The sequence below is a fragment of the Nonomuraea sp. NPDC049378 genome, assembly GCF_055586745.1.
Map to the genome: position 1 here is coordinate 156,654 of NZ_JBVJHP010000004.1, position 17,823 is coordinate 174,476.

Annotated in this window: 17 protein-coding genes; 8 read left to right on the top strand and 9 right to left on the bottom strand. The window is 73.6% G+C overall.

Going from position 1 to position 17,823, the window contains the following annotated elements:
• The gene (locus tag ACZ6SA_RS10730) at positions 1–930 is read left to right on the top strand and encodes a dihydrodipicolinate synthase family protein (protein ID WP_465827551.1); all 930 of its coding nucleotides are present in this window, start codon (positions 1–3) and stop codon (positions 928–930) included.
• A gap of 28 nt (positions 931–958) precedes the next feature.
• On the opposite strand, the gene ACZ6SA_RS10735 is transcribed toward ACZ6SA_RS10730, so the two are convergent.
• Together ACZ6SA_RS10735 and ACZ6SA_RS10740 are read right to left on the bottom strand one after the other, a co-directional pair.
• Entirely contained in the window at positions 959–1,675 is a 717-nt protein-coding gene (locus tag ACZ6SA_RS10735) for an amidohydrolase family protein (RefSeq protein WP_347644273.1), read from the bottom strand.
• Positions 1,672–2,475 (bottom strand): amidohydrolase family protein, encoded by an 804-nt coding sequence (locus ACZ6SA_RS10740; protein ID WP_347644272.1) that lies wholly within the window; start codon positions 2,473–2,475, stop codon positions 1,672–1,674. Before ACZ6SA_RS10740 ends, ACZ6SA_RS10735 begins: the two co-directional genes overlap by 4 nt.
• Positions 2,476–2,627: 152 nt before the next feature.
• Between ACZ6SA_RS10740 and ACZ6SA_RS10745 the strand changes: the two genes are divergently transcribed.
• From ACZ6SA_RS10745 to ACZ6SA_RS10760, 4 genes are all read left to right on the top strand, one after another.
• Entirely contained in the window at positions 2,628–3,299 is a 672-nt protein-coding gene (locus ACZ6SA_RS10745) for an amidohydrolase family protein (RefSeq protein WP_347644271.1), read from the top strand.
• A complete protein-coding gene (locus ACZ6SA_RS10750; protein WP_347644270.1) occupies positions 3,296–4,078 on the top strand; it encodes an amidohydrolase family protein in 783 nt (260 codons plus the stop codon). Before ACZ6SA_RS10745 ends, ACZ6SA_RS10750 begins: the two co-directional genes overlap by 4 nt.
• Positions 4,075–5,250, top strand: a complete 1,176-nt coding sequence (locus ACZ6SA_RS10755; RefSeq protein ID WP_465827553.1) for a DegT/DnrJ/EryC1/StrS family aminotransferase — start codon at positions 4,075–4,077, stop codon at positions 5,248–5,250. Before ACZ6SA_RS10750 ends, ACZ6SA_RS10755 begins: the two co-directional genes overlap by 4 nt.
• Positions 5,251–5,325: 75 nt before the next feature.
• Positions 5,326–7,326 (top strand): outer membrane protein assembly factor BamB family protein, encoded by a 2,001-nt coding sequence (locus ACZ6SA_RS10760; RefSeq protein ID WP_465827555.1) that lies wholly within the window; start codon positions 5,326–5,328, stop codon positions 7,324–7,326.
• On the opposite strand, the gene ACZ6SA_RS10765 is transcribed toward ACZ6SA_RS10760, so the two are convergent.
• Complete coding sequence (locus ACZ6SA_RS10765; protein WP_465827556.1) at positions 7,311–9,269, bottom strand: ligand-binding sensor domain-containing protein; 1,959 nt, start codon at positions 9,267–9,269, stop codon at positions 7,311–7,313. The two genes, ACZ6SA_RS10760 and ACZ6SA_RS10765, sit on opposite strands and share 16 nt — an antisense overlap.
• A gap of 73 nt (positions 9,270–9,342) precedes the next feature.
• Here ACZ6SA_RS10765 and ACZ6SA_RS10770 point away from each other — a divergent pair, with 73 nt between their 5' ends.
• Positions 9,343–10,020, top strand: coding sequence for a histidine phosphatase family protein (locus ACZ6SA_RS10770; protein ID WP_465827557.1), 678 nt, complete (start codon positions 9,343–9,345; stop codon positions 10,018–10,020).
• A 51-nt stretch (positions 10,021–10,071) separates the two neighbouring features.
• On the opposite strand, the gene ACZ6SA_RS10775 is transcribed toward ACZ6SA_RS10770, so the two are convergent.
• Positions 10,072–10,605: a uridine kinase family protein gene (locus tag ACZ6SA_RS10775; protein WP_347644265.1), complete on the bottom strand. Its 534-nt coding sequence runs from the start codon at positions 10,603–10,605 to the stop codon at positions 10,072–10,074.
• 39 nt (positions 10,606–10,644) lie between these two features.
• Here ACZ6SA_RS10775 and ACZ6SA_RS10780 point away from each other — a divergent pair, with 39 nt between their 5' ends.
• Together ACZ6SA_RS10780 and ACZ6SA_RS10785 are read left to right on the top strand one after the other, a co-directional pair.
• The gene (locus tag ACZ6SA_RS10780; protein WP_465827560.1) at positions 10,645–11,841 is read left to right on the top strand and encodes a CaiB/BaiF CoA transferase family protein; all 1,197 of its coding nucleotides are present in this window, start codon (positions 10,645–10,647) and stop codon (positions 11,839–11,841) included.
• A 74-nt stretch (positions 11,842–11,915) separates the two neighbouring features.
• Complete coding sequence (locus ACZ6SA_RS10785) at positions 11,916–13,448, top strand: carboxyl transferase domain-containing protein (RefSeq protein ID WP_347644263.1); 1,533 nt, start codon at positions 11,916–11,918, stop codon at positions 13,446–13,448.
• 32 nt (positions 13,449–13,480) lie between these two features.
• Here the strand turns inward: ACZ6SA_RS10785 and ACZ6SA_RS10790 are convergent, their stop codons facing one another.
• From ACZ6SA_RS10790 to ACZ6SA_RS10810, 5 genes are read right to left on the bottom strand one after another with little or no spacing between them, the layout of a single operon-like run.
• Complete coding sequence (locus ACZ6SA_RS10790; protein WP_347644262.1) at positions 13,481–13,876, bottom strand: hypothetical protein; 396 nt, start codon at positions 13,874–13,876, stop codon at positions 13,481–13,483.
• Positions 13,873–14,319: a hypothetical protein gene (locus ACZ6SA_RS10795; RefSeq protein ID WP_347644261.1), complete on the bottom strand. Its 447-nt coding sequence runs from the start codon at positions 14,317–14,319 to the stop codon at positions 13,873–13,875. The genes ACZ6SA_RS10790 and ACZ6SA_RS10795 overlap by 4 nt, the downstream gene beginning before the upstream one ends.
• 4 nt (positions 14,320–14,323) lie before the next feature.
• Entirely contained in the window at positions 14,324–15,121 is a 798-nt protein-coding gene (locus ACZ6SA_RS10800) for a carbon-nitrogen hydrolase family protein (protein ID WP_347644260.1), read from the bottom strand.
• The gene (locus tag ACZ6SA_RS10805) at positions 15,081–15,998 is read right to left on the bottom strand and encodes a DUF418 domain-containing protein (RefSeq protein WP_347644259.1); all 918 of its coding nucleotides are present in this window, start codon (positions 15,996–15,998) and stop codon (positions 15,081–15,083) included. Before ACZ6SA_RS10805 ends, ACZ6SA_RS10800 begins: the two co-directional genes overlap by 41 nt.
• A complete protein-coding gene (locus ACZ6SA_RS10810; protein WP_465827562.1) occupies positions 15,995–17,806 on the bottom strand; it encodes an alpha/beta fold hydrolase in 1,812 nt (603 codons plus the stop codon). Before ACZ6SA_RS10810 ends, ACZ6SA_RS10805 begins: the two co-directional genes overlap by 4 nt.
• Positions 17,807–17,823: the final 17 nt, after the last annotated feature.

Here is a 17,823-nt window from a genome sequence, read left to right on the forward strand (position 1 = left end):
ATGGCCCCTATCGACCCCCGTGCGGCCGCGCTGCGCGACCGGCTGCGCGGCACCCTGATCGCCGCCGCCGCGACCCCCATGACCGGGTCGGGCGAGGTCGACCTCGACGTGGTCGCGCGCTATTTCGCCGGCCTGGTGGCCGGCGGCGCCACCGGCCTGGCCGTGCTCGCCCACACCGGCCGCGGGCCCTTCCTCGCCCCAGGCGTCCGCGCCTCCGTCATCGAGCGCGCCGCCGCACTGAACGTCCCGGTGCTGGTCGGCGTGGGCGGCGGTCCCGAGACCTCCGACCCGGCCGAGCAGGCGCGGGTGGCCGCCGGCCTGGGCGCGGACGGCGTGCTCGTGTTCCCGTCGGAGGGCGACAGGGCCGCGCTGCACGAGGAGGTGTGGCAGGCCGCCCGCCTGCCGATGGTCGCCTTCGACCTCTACACGCGGCCGTGCCCGCCGGGCGTCCTGCGGGAGATCCTGCGGCACCCCGGCGTGGCGGGGCTCAAGACCGCGCTGCTGTCCGACGCCATCGGCTGCCAGCGGGCGATCATGCTCGCCCGCGAGGCCGGCCGGCTGGCGATCACCGGGGAGGACCGCATGTTCGGGCCCTCGCTGCTGTGGGGGGCCGAGGCGGCGCTGGTGGGCGTCGCGGCCGCCGCCGTCGAGGTGACGGCCGAGGTGATGCGCGCCTTCCGCGAGCCCGGCCTGCGCGCGTTCGAGCAGGCATCGGCACGCCTCGACCGGCTGGCGGCCGCCACCTTCACCGACCCCATGGAGGGGTACGTCCAGCGCATGCTCTGGCTGGCCGCCGCCGAGGGCCGCATCCCCGGCACCCACGCCCACGACCCTCACGGCCCCGGCCTGACGGAGCGCGAACGCCTGGAACTGCAGGCCCAGGACTTCGGCCCGCCCCCGGCGCGGGAACGGGCCGGGGCGATCGCCTGAGCGAGGGCGCCGCCGAGCCCGTACGGTGTCAGAGCCGGAAGAGGGCGGCGGCGTTGCGCCAGGCGATCCGCTCGGCCGTCTGCCCTGACAGGCCGGCCGCGGCGACCGCCCCGAAGGCCGACGACGGGTCGATCAGGGTCGCGTCCGTGCCGAACAGGAGCTGGGCCGGGTCCACGCCCGCCACCACCTCCGCGATGCGGCCCGCCGGGGCGTGCGACCAGCAGGGCTCCAGATAGAGGCGGTCGCAGGCGCCCGCCGCCTCGATGGCGTGCCGGAACCCGTCCGCACCCATGTGCCCGGCGATCACGCGCAGATCCGGGATGTCCAGGCAGACCTCGGCCAGGTCGAGCACCGAGGTGCCCCACGTGTGCACGAGCGCAGGGCGGCCCGTCCCGGCGACCAGCGTCAGCGCCTCGCGCAGCCGGGCCGAGCCGGCCGGCGAGCCCGTGTAGTCGGTGTGGATCTTGACGCCGACGAACCTGCCGCCCGGGAGGTACGCGCGCAGATCCGCCTCCGCCTCGCGCAGCCGGCGCGGGTTGACCGTGACGTAACCGAGCAGGCGGTCCTGGGTCTCCAGGTACGCGGCCAGGGCGCGGTTGCCCGCCGGGGCGTCGTAGATCACGGCCTCGGTGGCGGAGACGATCGCCCGGTCGATGCCGTAGCGGTCCATGGTCGCCAGGGTGGATCCGGCCACGTCCATGGTGAAGAACCACGGGCCCCAGTGGGCGTGCACGTCGATGATCACAGCGCGGGCCTCCTCGGCGTTCCGGCGAGCAGCCTCGTCGCGTTGCCGCCCGCCACCGCGGCGGTCTCCGCCGGCCCCAGGCCGCTGGTGGCCAGGCGGAGGAGGGGGACGAGGGGTTCGTAGTGGGGGGTGCGCGAGCCGTACAGCAGGCGGTCGGCCCCGATCTCCGCGGCGACCGTCTCCAGGGCGTCGGGGGAGTTGAGCAGCCGGGTGGAGGTGTGGAAGCCGGGCTCGTCCGAGGCGGCCACCAGGAAGTCGCCCAGGTGGTAGAAGTGCGTGTCGAGGAAGACCACGTCGGCCCCGAGCCCCGAGAAGGGCTGCCAGAACCTGCGCACGTCGCCGCCGGTGAGCACCACCAGGCCGAGCCGCGCCGCCCGGCGGGCGACGTGCCGGACGGACGGGAAGCCCGCTTCGACCCCCTGCTCGTCCGGGAAGAGGCGGACGGCCCTGACCCCCGCCGACGCCAGCCGCTCCAGCTCGCGGGCCGCGCCGATCGGGTCGCGCAGGTCCACGGCCCCGACGGGAACGATCTCCGGGCGCGCGGCCATGGCCAGCAGCTCGTCGTTGCCCGTGCGCACGTCGAACAGGGCCGCCCGCAGGCCGGCCACGGCCGCCGCCCGGACGCGGTGCGCGGCCAGCGTCTCCAGCACGGCGCCTGGCGTGCCGGGCGGCCCGTCGCGGTCCGGGTACGCGCCGAACAGCACGTCCACGTCGAGCGTCACCTCCAGCTCGCCGACCAGCCGCCACGCGTCGAAGGGCGTGGCGGACCCAGCGTTTTCGGGCCTGTCCTCAATCGACATGCCGGTCATTATGTCATTGACGAGGAGCGTTGCTGAAGATACGGTCATGACCTTAATTAGGGCCTGCTCCGCCTCCGCGAGCGTCGTCGATCGCGCCGGGCACGTACCGCCCGGCCTTGACCGCCGCTCCATCGCCCGGATAGTTTCGGTCTGTGCCGAAATATGTGATCGATGCGCACCGGCTCGTCGGTCCCGTGCCGTTCGACGACCTGCCGTCGGATCCCCGGGGCGAGATGGACCGGCTGGGCATCGACCGGGCCCTCGTCACCCACACGCTCAGCCTCTACTCCGACCCGGGAGCGGGCAACGAGGCCCTGCTCGCGCTCGGCGATCCCCGGCTCGTCCCCGTGCCCGTCGTGGTGCCAGGGGAGACGGAGGAGCCGCCCCCCGGCGTGCGGATGGTCAGGCTCTGCCCGGAACGCCACCGGTTCGATCTCACGGGCCCGGCCACGCTGCGCTGCCTGCCCGCCCTCGGGCTGACCGCCGCGATCGACCTCGACGAGACCTCGCCCGCCCAGCTCCGCCACCTCGCCGAGCGCCTGCCCGGCCAGCGCCTCCTCGTGCTCAACCCCGGCTACCGCAGGCTGCGCGCGCTGGGCGAGCTGATGGACGAGGCGCCGAACGTGTGGGCCGAGATCGGCACCGTCAACACCCAGGGCGGCGTCGAATGGCTGGCCGCGCGGTTCGGGGCGGAGCGGCTGGTGTTCGGCACCGGAGCGCCCGTCGCCGACGACTGCGGGCCGCGCTTCCTGCTCGACCACCTCGACCTGCCCCCCGAGGACGTCGAACGGATCGCGTCGGGTTCGCTGGAGGCGCTGCTGTGATCCTCGACGCCCACGGCCACGTGGGGACCTGGCCGGACTTCCTCATCCCGCATCCCGCCGCCGAGCACCTCGTGGCCGCGATGGACCGGATCGGCGTGACCGCGATGGGCATCAGCCACCTGCTCGCCGTCGGTCCCGACGCGGTGCGCGGCAACGCCGCCGCCCTGGAGATCGCCGAGCGCTTCCCCGGCAGGTTCGGGGTCTGGCAGGTCTACAACCCGCACCACCGCACGCCGCTCCCCGGCGAGGGAGCGCGGGGCGTGTGGGGCGTCAAGCTCCACCCCGACGTGCACCAGTGCCGCCTCGACGACCCCCTGTACGAGCCGGTCTGGCGCCGCGGCCTGCCGGTTCTCGCGCACGGCCAGACCGACTCGCCATGGAGCGACCCCGCCCAGTTCGCCACCGTCGCCGCACGCCATCCGCACGTGCCGCTGCTCATGGGGCACACGGGGCTCTGGCCGTACGGGTTCGGCCGCGCGGCCCGGCTCGTGGCCGACCGTCCCAACGTGTTCCTGGAGACGTGCGGCTCGAAGATGACCGGTCGCTGGATCGCCAGGCTGGCGGCGCTCGCGGGGCCGGAGCGGGTGCTGTTCGGCTCGGACGCGTGCTTCCTCGACCTGCGTACGGGCTACGGCCGCGTCGCGCTGGCCCCGCTCGCCGACGCCGACCGCGCTCTCGTCCAGGGCGGCAACCTGGCCCGCCTCCTCGGCCTCCCCCTGCCTGACCTGCCCGGCTCGCCCGGGTCACCCGGTTCGCCTGAGAAGGGACATCCAGCGTGACGCTCGCCATCCATGGAGGCGCCCCCGTCCGGACGGCCCCCTGGCCGGCCTGGCCGCCGCCCGTCGACCCCGCCCAGCGCGAGCTGGTCACGAAGGTGCTGGAGAGCGGCCTCTGGGGCGCCACGCAGGGCGGCTCCGTCGTCGCGGACCTGACCGCCGCGTTCGCCCGCCGCTCCGGCGTCCGGCACGGCGTCGCCGTTGCCAACGCCACGCTGGGCCTGTTCGCGGCGCTGCGCGGTCTGGGCGTCGGCAGGGGGGACGAGGTGATCGTGCCGGCGTACACGTTCGTGGCCTCGGCCACCGCGGTGCTGCTGGCCGGAGCCACCCCCGTGATCGCCGACGTCGACCCCGTGGACCTGCACCTGTCCCCGGGCGCGGTGCGCGACGCGCTGACCGGCAGGACGGCCGCGATCATGCCCGTCCACCTCGCGGGCAGCCCCGCCGACATGGACGCGCTGAACGACCTGGCCGCCCGCCACGGCCTCGCGGTCGTCGAGGACGCCGCCCAGGCGCACGGCGCCACCTACAAGGACCGTCCGGTCGGCGGCCTGGGTGACGCCGGCGTCTACAGCTTCCAGGCGAGCAAGGCGATGACCGCGGGTGAGGGCGGCCTGATCGTCTGCCGCGACGAGGCCGTGCACGAGCGCGTCTGGTCGGTCTGCAATCTCGGGCGCGCGCTGGGCGGGCAGTGGTACGGTCACCCGTCCGTCGGCTGGAACCTGCGCCTGACCGAACTCCAGGCGGCGCTGCTGCTGCCCTGGCTGGACCGGCTCGACGAGGAGATCGACCGCAGGAACACCTTCTGCGCCGCTCTCGGGCGCGAGCTGGCCGGCGTCCCCGGGGCCGACGTGGTGCCCGCGACGGAGGGCACCACCCGCGACTCGCGCCACCTCCTCATGGTGCGCCTCGACCCCGGCGTGGACCGCGCGTTCCTGCTGGGGGCCATGGCGGCCGAAGGCGTGCCGCTGGACGCCGGCTACCCGCCGCTCGGCACCATGTCCGCGCTCACCGGCGAGGGCGCCCGCGCCGAGCCGTGCCCCGCCGCCGCCGAGGCGTCGGACACCGTGGTGTGGGTGCGCCAGTCGATGCTCATGGAGGCGCCGGCCGCCGCGGCCGACATCGCCGAGGCCCTCGCGAAGGTGCTGGGCCACGAAAGCGCCACCGTGAATTAGTTCCTTCACCGTAATCCAGGTATTGACGACATAACAGCGTCTCTCTAGGTTTCGGTCATGACCTTAATTAGACGAATGCTGACCGCCGCGCTGGCGGCCGTCCTCGTGCCACTGGCCGCGGCCGCCCCCGCGGGCGCGGCGGAGCGCCGGGTGGAGGACCTGGGCGTGCCCTTGGAGGACGTGCTGCTGCTCGGCGGCGTCGCGGCGCCGGGCCCGGGCGGCGAGACCGTGCTCTGGGGCGCCTCCTCCGGCAGCCCCGCCCACCTCAACGCCGTCGACCCGGCCACGGGGGCCGAGGTGGCCAGGTACGACCTGCCGGGTGCCGAAGGCGCATGGGCCGTGACCGCCACGGGCGACGGCAGCGTCTACGCCGGCACGTACGGTGACGGGCGGCTCTACCGCTGGACGGACCAGGGCGGTGTGCAGGACCTCGGCCGGCCCCTGCCCTCGGAGAACTTCATCTGGGCCGTGGCGGCCGGCGAGGGCGCCACCGTCTACGGCGGCACCTACCCCGGTGGCCGCCTGTTCGCCTACGACCCCGAGACCGGCGTACGCGACTACGGCAGGCTCTCGCCCGACCACGACTACGTCCGCAGCGTCTCCTACGCCGGCGGGAAGATCTACGCCGGCACCGAGGACCCGGCCGCGCTCTTCGAGATCGACGCCGCCTCCGGCACGTCCAGGCAACTCCCCCTTCCCGACGGCCTCGACCCGGCGGGCAAGTGGGCCTACGACGTGGACGTCGCCGCCGGCCACCTCTACGTCCGCTTCGGCAGCGCCTTCCCCGGCCCGCTGCACGTGTGGGACATCGCCGCCGGCCGCTGGACCGACACCCTCGACCCCGCCCACGGCCTGGACGTCTCGCCGCCCGACGCCGACGGCGCGGTCTACCTCGTCAAGGACGCCGAACTCGTCCGCTACGACCCGAAGACGAAGGAGACGACCGGCACGGGCATGCCGTTCACGGGCCGCGTCGCCAACACCCGGGGCATCGGCTGGGCCGAGCTGGGCCTGCCGGACTACCCGGGCAAGAGCGTCGTGGGCCTGCTCTGGCGCGGGCTGATGTTCCGCTACAACCCGCAGACCGGCGCGACGTCGTTCGTGGAGACGCAGGTCAAGGGCGAACCGATCGACGTGACCGCGCTCTCGGAAGGCCCCGACGGCCGCATGTACGCCGGCGGCTTCCTCAACGGCGGTTTCGCCGCCCTGGACCCGAAGACGGGCGAGCGCGCCGAGTTCCACACGTTCTCGCAGAGCGAGGACATGGCCACGCACGGCGGGAAGCTCTACGTCGGCGCCTACCCCGACGCCAGGGTCTACGCCTACGATCCGAAGCTGCCGTGGAACAGCCCCGAGTACTCGCCGAGCCCCGTGCCCGGCCCGGCGGACAACCCGGCACGCCTGTTCGACCTGTCCGCGGACAAGCAGATCAGGCCGCGGGCGCTGGCGTCGGCCGGCCGCTACCTCGCCGCGGGCACCATGCCCGACCTCGGCCACCTGGGCGGCGTGCTGGCCGTCTGGGACCCGGAGACCGGCAAGCTCAAGCACTCCCAGCGCGACGTGATCAAGGAACAGAGCATCGTCTCCCTCGCCTACCGCGACGGCGTGCTCTACGGCGGCACCTCCATCTACAGCGGCCAGTCGGCCACGCCGCCGACCCAGCCGGAGGCCAAGCTCTTCGCCTGGTCGGTGAAGGACGACCGGCTGCTGTGGGAGATCGTCCCCGCGCCGGGCAAGCCGGCCGTCCCCGCGCTGGCGTTCGACGATCGGGGCAGGCTGTGGGGGATCGCCGGCGGCGAGGTGTTCGCCGTCAACACGGCCGCTCGCAAGGTGGTCCAGCGGGTCACGCTGTCGGGCAGCGAGAGCGCGAGCGGGCAGCTCTCCTTCAACCGGCGTGACCGCACGCTGTACGGCGCCCACGCCGGCCAGTACGTCTTCTCGCTCGACCCGCGCACCGGCCGGCACACCCAGCTGAAGCAGGGACCCGTGCACCAGCTCGCGGTGCACGGGTCGGGCGACGTCTACTTCGCCGAGGGCCCGCGCCTGTTCCGGCTCACGGGTCAGCAGACGCGGTAGGTGGAGAAGTTCTCGAAGCGCGACAGGTAGAGGTGCCCGTCAGGGCCGAGGAGGAGGTTCGAGATCGGGCGGGCGATGAGCGTGAAAGCCATCGTCCCCGGATCGATCCGGTACGCCTTCCCCTGTACCTTGCCCCAGAGGAAGCCCTTGTGGAACACGAGGTTGGTGTCGAGCCAGACCTGCGTGACGGTGTCCCACGGGTAGGTCTGGTGCCTGACGGTCCTGACGGTCCGCCCGGTGGCCGGGTCCAGCTCGAACAGCGCGTCCGGCGTCAGCCCCCACAACCGGCCGGCGTCGTCGAAGGTGATCGAGCCGAGAGCCAGGTCACCGGGCACCGGGACGCGTCGCCACTTGAGCGAGTCGGTGGCGATGTCGTACGCGAACGCCACCCCCTCGCCCTGAGGAGTGCTGGTGCCGCCGAAGCCCGAGGTGGCGCCGTAGACGACGCCGTCCCGGTAGGCCAGGCCGATGACGCTGTGACCTGGGATGATGTTCCTCTTGATCACCGTACGGCCGGTGGCGGGGTCGAGCAGGCCGAGCGCGCCGCCGAGCGTGCCCGACTTGGGCACGGTGCCGAACGCCAGCCAGTCGCCCGCGGAGATCATCGCGAAGGGACGGTCCTGCTCCTGGGCGCCGAGGTCGAGCAGGAGCCTGGGCGCGCTCCCGTCGAACTCGTAGATCCGGGCGCCCGGGTAGACGCCCAGGTAGAGCTTGCCCTTGTGGGAGACGATGCCCTCGCTCTGGCCGACGTCGGACCAGTTGCGCGTCTCGCCGGTGGCGGGGTCGTAGGCGGCCAGGCCGCCGGTGAAGAAACCGCCCGCGTAGACGTGGCCGTCGGGGCCCGCGCCGAGGGAGCGGATGCTGACGGGCTGGCCGGTCAGGGTGCCGTCGAGCAGCCTGCCCTGGCCGGTCCTGCGGTCGAAGTGCCAGATGCGGCCGGTGGAGCTGGTGCCGACGAGGGTGTGCCCGAGCCAGCCGAGCGTGCGGGCGGCGCCCCCGCCGTGGTCGGTGAAACCGAGTTTGGTGATCTTCTCGGTCTTGAGGTCGTACCTGACGAGTTCGCCGCCCTGGAACAGGTACAGGTCGTGGCCGAGCCGGCCGCCGCCGACGGTGAGGCTGCCGACGTCCTCCACCACGTCCTTCCACACGTTCTCGCGCAGGTCGTACACGCCCATGGGGGCGGCGCCGGCGGAGGTGACGAAGCGCACCAGCAGGTGGCGGCCGGTCACGGCCACGTCGTAGGCGTAGCCCGCGCCCTCGACGGGCGGCTCGATGACGCGCTCGACCGTCCCGCCGGAGCCGACCACCGCGACCTTCATGCTCTCCGCGCCGACGCCGGCGTACACGGTGCCGTCGGGGCCGACGGCGAGGTCTCTGACGAACTGCTCGCCGGGGACGGGGCTGCCCAGGTCGGTGGTGGTGCCGTTCGCGGTGTCGTGGCGGAAGAGCCTGCCCGTGGGAGAGGTGCCGCCGTAGACGGCGGACCCGTCGGGGCTGGCGGCGACGGTCCAGACGAACGTCTCGGTCGCGACGGGGATGCCGAGCTCGCTCACCCGGTCGGAATCCGGCTCGTAGCGGAAGAGCCGGCCCATCGCGCCGGCGGTGGCGTTGTAGCTGCCGACGTAGACCGAGTGGTCGGGGGCCACGGTGACGGCCCAGGAGCCGAGCGCCAGCGGCAGCGGCCGCTCGCCGATCAGGCGGCCGTCGCGGGCGTCCCTGATGCCGAGCAGCGCGGGGCCGGAGGCGCTGGAGGTGACGGAGTAGACGCGCGGGCCCTGGGGGTGATCGGCGTCGAGCGCGGTGCCGGCGGTGGTGGCGCCGGTCAGGGGAAGCGGGTCGAGGGTGTGGAAGCCGCACTCCGTCGGAGGTGCTGCCGCGGTATCGGCCTGGGCCGGAGACGAGAGGGATAAGGCGACAAGAAGCAGTGCCACGATGGTACGCACGTACGACCTCCCTGGGGTGTAATAACGGTCTCGACCGTAATTTGGCCGATGGCTCCGTGGCAAGATGGCGGGCGTGGGCCCTTCAGTGATCATCGCCGTCCGGCACGGGGAGAGCGAGGCCAACCTCGCCTACCGGCGGGCCGGCGACACGCCGCTGGTCTACGAGCGGGGCGACGACGAGGTGACGCTGACGGAGCAGGGCAGGGCGCAGGCCGCCGCCCTCGGGCGGCTGCTGGCCGCACTGCCCGCGGGCGAGGCGCCCGAGCTGGTGTGGTGCTCGCCCCATCTGCGCGCCCTCGACACGTGGCGGATCGCGCGGGCGACCTGGGGGATCCACCCGCTCCCCGTCACCGTGGACGAACGGCTCAGAGACCAGGAGATGGGCGAGTTCGCCCGCTACAACCCCGCCGCGGTCAGGCAGCGGTTCCCCGGCGAGCCGGAGCGGCGGGAGGCGGAGGGCGCCTGGGCCTACCGCCCGCCCGGGGGCGAGTCGCTGGCCGACGTCGTGGCCCGGCTGCGTGACCTCCTCGCCGGCCTGCCGCGGCGGGCCGACGGCCGGCCGGTGCTGATCGTCGCCCACGACTCCGTGGTGCTGGGGCTGCGCCACGTCATCGCCGGCGGACCCGACGCGGAGCTCGCGGCCGTGCTGGAGTTCGCGCCGGTGCTCAACGCCTCCGTGTCGGCCTGGCGCACCGGCGGCGGCCGCTTCGAGCTCGTCCGCTTCAACGACGTCGGCCACCTCGGCCCCTGACCTCCCGGGGCTCGCCCGCCGCGACGGGCCCGCCCGTCCCGGCCCGTGGCCTCACCCCGTCCGGACGATCAGGTCGGCGCGTTGCCGCGTCCGGTCCTCGGCGAACCACGCGCGCTCGGCCACGAACCACGTCCGCCACCGTGGCTCCAGCTCGGGGCCGTCCCGCTCCAGGACGCGTGCCAGGCGCACCGCCTCGGGCGCCTCCACCCAGACGGTGTACGCCAGCAGCTCCGCCACCGAGGCCCTGGCCGTGCCGACCCCCTCGATGATGAGCGCCGGCGCGACGGGCACGGTCACCTGTTCGGCGTATTCGCCGCGCACCCAGTCATACCTGCGGAAACGCCCCGGACGGCCGTGCCGCAACGGATCGATCACCTGCGACTCCAGCGCGTGGAACCAGCCGCCGGGCCCGTCGTCCCACGGCACGGGGAAGTCGTCGCTGTGGATCACCTGGCACCCGAGATCCGCGGAGAGCCGCCGCGCGAAGGTCGTCTTGCCCGCCCCCGCGGGCCCGTCGACGGCCACCAGGCGGACAGGGCCGCACGACGGGGGCAGCCTTCCGATGGCAGCGGCCGGCGGATTCATCGGACCAGGGTAGAGGAGAAGGGGCCCTCGCCTGAGAGAATGTTCTTTCGCCCCTGGATCGCACGTAGGAGGTTGATCTTGCTCGGACCCCTCGGCGGCATCGTCGTACTGGATCTTTCCAGGGCCCTGGCCGGGCCGCACGCCGCGCAGATGCTGGGTGACCTGGGCGCCAGGGTGATCAAGGTCGAGCATCCGGACGGCGGTGACGAGTCCCGGGGCTGGGGACCGCCGTTCGCCGGGCCGGATCACGACGTTTCGACCTACTTCCTGGCGGCCAACCGCAACAAGCAGTCCATCACCGTCGACATGAAGTCCGCGGAGGGCAAGGAGCTCATCGAGCGCCTCGTCCGCCAGAGCGACGTCCTCGTGGAGAACTTCCGCACCGGCGTGCTCGACCGCCTCGGCTTCTCCGTCGAGCGCCTCCACCAGCTCAACCCGCGCCTCGTCATCCTGTCCATCACCGGGTTCGGCCACGACGGCCCTGAAGGCGGCCGCCCCGGCTACGACCAGATCGCCCAGGGCGAGGCCGGCCTGATGTCGCTGACCGGCCCCTCACCCGACGAGCCCTACCGCGTCGGCGCGTCGATCGCCGACCTGCTGGCCGGCATCCACGGCGCCTACGGCGTGGCCGGCGCACTCTACGAGCGCGAGCGCACCGGCATGGGCCGGGTCGTGCGCACGTCGCTGCTGGCCGCCGTCACCGGCGTGCACGCCTACCACGGCACCGCCTGGACGGTCGGCGGCAAGGTGCCCGGCGCCGGCGGCAACCACCACGCCTCCATCGCCCCCTACGGCGCCTTCCGCTGCGCCGACGGCATGTTGCAGATCGCCGCGGCCAACGACGGCCAGTGGAGGAAGGTCGCCGCCCTGCTCGGCATCGACCCCGCCGATCCGCGCTACGCCACCAACAGGGAGCGGTTCGCCCACCGCGACGAGCTGATCGCCGACATGGAGCGAGCCCTGTCCGCCGACGACCGCGCCCACTGGCTGGCCAGGCTGGCCGAGGCCGGTGTGCCCGCGGGCGCGATCAGGTCGATCGACGAGGTCTACGCCTGGGAGCAGACCCGCTCGCAGGGCCTGGTCGTCGAGGTGGAGCACCCGGTGCTCGGGAAGATCGAGCTGCCGGGGCCGCCGCTGCGCTTCGACGGGCTCACCGGGGCCGAGCACAGCGCGCCGCCCGCGCTCGGCCAGGACAACGACGCCGTGCTCGCCTGGCTGGAGGCGCGCGAACAATGATCCGCCACCCGCGGCACCGGACGGCGCTCTCATGCGTCACCATTGCAAGGATGTCCGACTTCTAGGGAGTGATAGTGAGCCGTCCGGACGCGCGCACACTGATCGACACGGTCCTCGACAAGGACTCGTGGACATCGTGGGACGCGCCGCCAGCCGACCCGGCGCCGCCCGGCTCCTCCTACGCCGACGAGCTGGCCGCGGCCCGCGCCAAGTCCGGCTACGACGAGGCGATGATCACCGGCGAAGGGCGGCTCGACGGGCGCAGGGTCGCCATCGCGGCCTGCGAGTTCTCGTTCATGGCGGGCTCGATCGGGGTGGCGGCGGCCGAGCGGTTCGTGAGCGCAGTCGAGCGGGCCACGCGCGAGGGGCTGCCGCTGCTGTCCGCGCCGGCCTCGGGCGGCACGCGGATGCAGGAGGGCGCGCTCGCGTTCGTGCAGATGGTGAAGATCACCGCCGCGATCCAGGCACACCGCGCCGCCGGCCTGCCCTACCTGGTCTACCTGCGGCATCCGACGACCGGCGGGGTCTTCGCGTCCTGGGCGTCGCTGGGGCACGTCGCGGCGGCCGAGCCGGAGGCGCTGATCGGGTTCATGGGGCCGAGGGTGTTCGAGTCGCTGCACGGCTACCCCTTTCCCGAGGGCGTGCAGGTGTCGGAGAACCTGCACCGCAAGGGGCTGCTCGACGCGGTGGTGTCGGCCGGGGAAGCGCGCGATGTCGCGATCAAGGCGCTCGCCGTGCTCGCCGCCGACAGGTCCGCCGTCGTGGCCGGCGATCCCCCCGAGGAGGATCTGCGGCCCGTGGAGGCGTGGGAGGCGATCACCCGCTCGCGCCGCGACGACCGGCCCGGCGTGCGCACGCTGCTCAAGCTGGCCGCCACCGACGTGACCCCGCTCAGCGGCACCGGCGAGGGCGAGAACGAACCGGGGCTGCTGCTGGCGCTGGCCAAGTTCGGCACCGCGCCGGCGGTGGTGCTCGGCCAGGACCGGCGCTTCCAGCGCGCCAACTCGCCGCTGGGCCCGGCCGGGCTCCGCGCGGCCAGGCGCGGCATGCGGCTGGCGGCCGAGCTGGACCTGCCCCTGGTGACCGTCGTCGACACCGCGGGCGCCGACCTGTCGAAGTCGGCCGAGGAGGGCGGCCTGGCGGCCGAGATCGCCCGCTGCCTGGCCGAGCTGGTCATGCTCGACGCGCCCACCGTGTGCCTGCTGCTCGGCGAGGGCGCGGGCGGGGCGGCGCTGGCGCTGCTGCCCGCCGACCGGGTGCTCTGCGCGCAGCACGCCTGGCTGTCGCCGCTGCCGCCCGAGGGGGCCTCCGCCATCCTCTACCGCTCGGTCGACTTCGCCCCCGAGATCGCCCAGGCCCAGCACATCCGCGCCACCGACCTGCGGCGCGACGGCATCGTCGACCGGGTCATCCCCGAGGTGCCCGACGCCGCGTACGAGCCGCGCAACTTCTGCGAACGGGTGGGGCGGGCGCTTGAGCACGAGATCGCGCTGCTGCTGCGGGCGGCCCCCGCCGACCGGCTCGCCGCCCGCCAGGCCCGCTACCGCAACCTCGGCAACCCCGCCGGCTGGGGACCGGTCAAGGCGCCGGGTGGCCCGGAGGCGTGACCCCGCCGGGGCCCCGTCCGCTCAGGGCCCCCTTACGGCACCGGGACGCGCTCGACGCGGATCGAGAAGACCTCCTCGCGGGGCACCACGACCTCGTAGGCGCCGTGATCGACCATCCAGTAGCCCAGTGCCTCCGCCTTCATCCCGCTGTGCCCGGTGTAGGCGATGTGCAGGCCGTCGTCGTCCTCGTCGAGCACGATGCACGGCTCGCCGCCGAACGCTCCCACCGTGCGGATCAGCACCAGCCACTCCAGCTGCGCCCTGGGCACGACCCGCCGCCAGTAGCCGGAGGCCGGCTCGAACCCTTCCAGCTCCGTCTCGCTGAACAACACCACCTGGTCGCTGTCGGGGCCGAGGGCGGCGGGCAGGGTGCGCTCGCCGAAACGGGCCACGAACCCGGAGGCGATCGGCACGATCTCGTCGCTCATGCGGAGGGCCGCCAGGTCAGCCCGTCGTAGTGGGCGAAGGTCCGCTCGCCCTCAGCGGTGACGCGGATGATCTCCGCCCCGGCCGGGATCGGCATCGGAACGGTGTGGAACTGCGGCACCACGTGCTCCGACGAGGTCGTGAACCCGTTGCCGGCGAACGGCGGGGCGTCGCTCCAGTCGCCGCCCATGTGCGGCCCGTACGGCACCGCGTAGGTGTCGATGTCGCGGGCGAACCAGCGCATGACATAGATCTCGGGCACTTCGGCGAACAGCTCCGATCCATCGAACGACAGGTCGAGCCCGTGGTAGAGCGCCTCCGGCGTGGCCAACCTGACGCAATCCTGCACCCGGTAGACGTAGCCGGAGATGACCGTGCGCTTGCCCGACAGATATGGCACGAGCAGACGCGGCGGGACAACCTTCTGCATCTGCGTTCCGCTCACGCTTCTACTTTACGATCTGTTGAACCCGGAGCATCCGATGTTCCAGGCACGGCAAGGTGGCGCGGGCGGCCGCGGTCTGCTCGTGGTCGACCTCCACGACCTGCACACCCGGTGCGGTGCCGAGGTCGGCGCGCACCACGCCCAGCGGGTCGACCAGCATGCTGCGGCCCACACCGTAGCCGTCGGACGCCTCGGCCGGGTTGGGCGCCTGGCCGATGGCCGCGGTCCACATGGTGTTCTCCAGCGCCCGAGCTCTCACCAGGGTCACCCAGTGGTCCTCCTTGAGCGGCCCCGAGCCCCAGGCCGCGATCACCGCGAACAGCTCGGCGCCCTGGTCGACCAGCGCCCTGGCCAGCTCGGGGAAGCGGACGTCGTAGCAGGTGATCAGCCCGACCCGCACCCCGGCCAGCTCGACGACCACCGGCTCGGCGCCCGGTTCGACCAGGTCGGACTCCTTCGCCCCGAACGAGTCGAACAGATGGATCTTCCGGTACGCCGCCCGCACCGTGCCCTGGGCGTCGATGGCCACGGCCGTGTTGTGCACGCGCTGGTCGCCCGGCTCGAACACGCCGGCGATCACCGCGAGACCGTGCTCCTTGGCGGCCTCGGCCAGGCCGGACACGAACGGCCCGTCGAGGGGCTCGGCCAGGCTCGTGATGCGCCTGCCGTAGCGGGTGAGGGTGGCCTCGGGGAAGATCGCGAGGTCGGCGCCCTCGGCTCGGGCGAGCGCCTGCCGCGCTCTCTCGAGGTTGGCCGGCGGGTCAGGAGAGACCGGGATCTGGCAGAGGGCGATTCTGGTCACGGCCAGACTCTAGCCGGTTGGGGACCCGCCGAAACCACGTGAGGCAGCGCCAGATCCATTCGAGCGGGCCGTACCTGAACCTCGCCAGCCACCACCTGCTCAGCAGCACCTGCGCGGCCACGGTCACCACCGTCAGAGCCACCACCGACCAGCGGGTCCTGTCGGCGTCGACCAGCGGGCCCGCCAGCATGACGATCGCGGTGCCCGAGACGTAGTTGGTCAGCGCCATCCGGCCCAGCGGCTCCAGCAAAGCACCCGACCACGGCCGCAGCGCGAGCAGCAGCCCCAGCGAGTACGCCGCCGCGCCCGCCAGCGCGGCCACGCTGTAGATGCTCCAGGCGTTCGTGGACGACCACGCGGCCGTCAGCAGCGCGGTGGCCGCCACGGCGACCGCGAACGACGGCAGCAGCAGCCACCTGGGCGGACGCAACTGCCACAGCGCCATGCCGACCAGGAACAGGCCGGGGATCAGCAGCGGCCCGCCGCCGACGGCCACCCCCCATCCGACGACCGCCAGCCCGAGCACCAGCACCGGCAGGCCGGGCGCCAGGAACGAGGCGGGCAGCAGCACCACCGCGCCGTAGAAGGCGTAGTCGGTCAGCACCTCGCCCTCGTAGAAGGTGTGCTGCACGAGCCCGAAGCAGAACAGCCAGAACAGCCTGCTCAGCAGCGCCCACCGGCTGTTGCCGCGCAGGAACAGCAGGAAGCTGATGCCGAACAACAACGAGAAGATGGGGTAGAACCGGCTCTGGAACAGCGCCTCGACGGTCCAGTCGACGCCGGTCTGCTGCTTCGTGGTGTGCTGCCAGGTGTTGACCAGCATGATCCCGCCCACCGCGAAGCCACGGAGAGCGTCGAGCTCACGGATGCGCGTCACAGGAACCAGGTGAACCACCATATGAGGAATCCGGCGCCGATGGCGGTCGCGGCGATCTGGGGCCACCTGCGGTCGCGCAGCAGCGCCGCGGCCGTCAGCACGGCCGACGCCACCGCGATCGACGTGTACGGGCCGGTGGTGCCGGGGACGCCGACGGCCAGGGCGGAGCCGTACGTGCCGGCCAGGGTGTGCGCGGACTGGGCCATGAGCCCGGTGAAGGCCACGCCGGCCAGGCCGGCGAAGGCCGCGGGCGCCCGGCCTCGCAGCGCCCCGGAGACGAGCTGGACCAGCGAGGCGAGTGCGAACGCCGCGAAGGGCGCGGCCAGCCAGGGGGAGCGGGAGATCAGGTAAGGGGCCGCGGTGACGTGCAGGTCGCCCGGCCGGGTGGCGGTGGTGGGGGCCGCGCAGGGAGTGGCCGGCGCCGTGGCCGGGCCGGCGACGAACGCGGCGATCTTCCCTCGGGCGCAGGCGCTGGTGAGGAAGACGGCGTGGGAGGCGCCGGCGAACTCCTCGAAGCGGGCGTCCGGCAGGGCCTGCGCGGCGGACCTGGCGGTCGCCGCGGGGGCGGCGGGGTCGTACCGGCCGCCCAGGACGTAGACGGGAGCCGAGGGGGTGGCGTTCACGGGCTCTGACCTGGGCACCTGCCAAGCATCGCATACCGCTTTGTCTGCATTTATGGTGAAAAGTCGTGATTCTGGGGTGAAGGTGTTGAACGGGACCTCGTCCTGGCACTGCACCGCGTGATACAGCCCCCACACGCGCGCCGCCAGCCGCTCGCCCGCGGCGTCCACCAGCGGCCGCAGCAGCTCGTCACGCCCCTCGGCGAGCCCGCCGACCAGCGCGGGCGCCACCGCGGCCAGGTCCGCCTCGCGCAGCGCCCCTGCCATGATCGCGGCCAGGTCGTCACCGGTCACGTGGGCCGTGAACGCCCCGCCGAGCACCGGATCCGTCGTGGGCACCCGCGCCGGCGAGGCGTTCAGCCTGGCCCGCACGGCCGCGAACCGCGCCCCGGCCCCCAGCGCGGCGAGCGCGCCGCCGAGGTCGCGATCGGCGCCGTCGTAGCGGCGGGCGCCCGGAGGAAGGAACGAGTCCAGCACCACCGACCGCACGCCGCCCGGGTCGGCCGCGGCCACGCCGAGCATGACCCTGGTCGAAGAGCCGACCCCGAACAGGTGCCACGCGTCGTACCCCAGCTCCTCGCGCAGGGCGACCACGTCGGCCACGATCTCCCGCGTGCGGTACCCCCGCAGGTCGACGCCCTCCTCCCGGAGCCGGTCGCGGCACCGTACGGCCGCCGCGACGATATCGGCGGGCAGGTCGGCGCTCCTGTCAGCGGTCCTGTCGGCAACGGGCCGCCGCAGCTGCCCGAGCAGCGCCTGCGCTGTCTCCGGGCAGCCCAGCGACGGCTCGGAGTGCCGGCCGCCGCGCTGTTCGACCGTCACCACGTCGCGATCGGGGAACATCGCGCTCAGCACGGACATCGCGTCCATCGAGGCCGGCCCCGGCCCGCCGCCCATGAAGACCACCGGATCCGCTTCGCGGTCACCGGAGCCCGCCTCGCGCACGGCGTACGCCACCTTGACCGTCCGCCCGTTCGTGTCCCTCCGCTCGGGGACCTCCAGGAAACCGCAGGTCGTGCCCGGCGGCATGGCCACCGGGCACGGATGCCGCGCGGCCGTGCCGGAATGCGCGCCGGGGTCGCCGGCGGGGCTCACGGCGGGGCTCACGGCGGGGCTCATGGCGGGAGTGGCGGTGTTCATGGCGGGGGGCGCCGTGAGGGCGAGGGCGAGCACGACCCGAGAGATCACGGCACGAGACTAATAGT

Excerpts from the sequence above, each read along its gene's own strand:
- ACZ6SA_RS10730 (WP_465827551.1), top strand. The coding sequence starts at position 1 with ATGGCCCCTATCGACCCCCGTGCGGCCGCGCTGCGCGACCGGCTGCGC.
- ACZ6SA_RS10740 (WP_347644272.1), bottom strand. The coding sequence starts at position 2,475 with ATGTCGATTGAGGACAGGCCCGAAAACGCTGGGTCCGCCACGCCCTTC.
- ACZ6SA_RS10760 (WP_465827555.1), top strand. The coding sequence starts at position 5,326 with ATGCTGACCGCCGCGCTGGCGGCCGTCCTCGTGCCACTGGCCGCGGCC.
- ACZ6SA_RS10775 (WP_347644265.1), bottom strand. The coding sequence starts at position 10,605 with ATGAATCCGCCGGCCGCTGCCATCGGAAGGCTGCCCCCGTCGTGCGGC.
- ACZ6SA_RS10780 (WP_465827560.1), top strand. The coding sequence starts at position 10,645 with ATGTTCTTTCGCCCCTGGATCGCACGTAGGAGGTTGATCTTGCTCGGA.
- ACZ6SA_RS10790 (WP_347644262.1), bottom strand. The coding sequence starts at position 13,876 with ATGAGCGACGAGATCGTGCCGATCGCCTCCGGGTTCGTGGCCCGTTTC.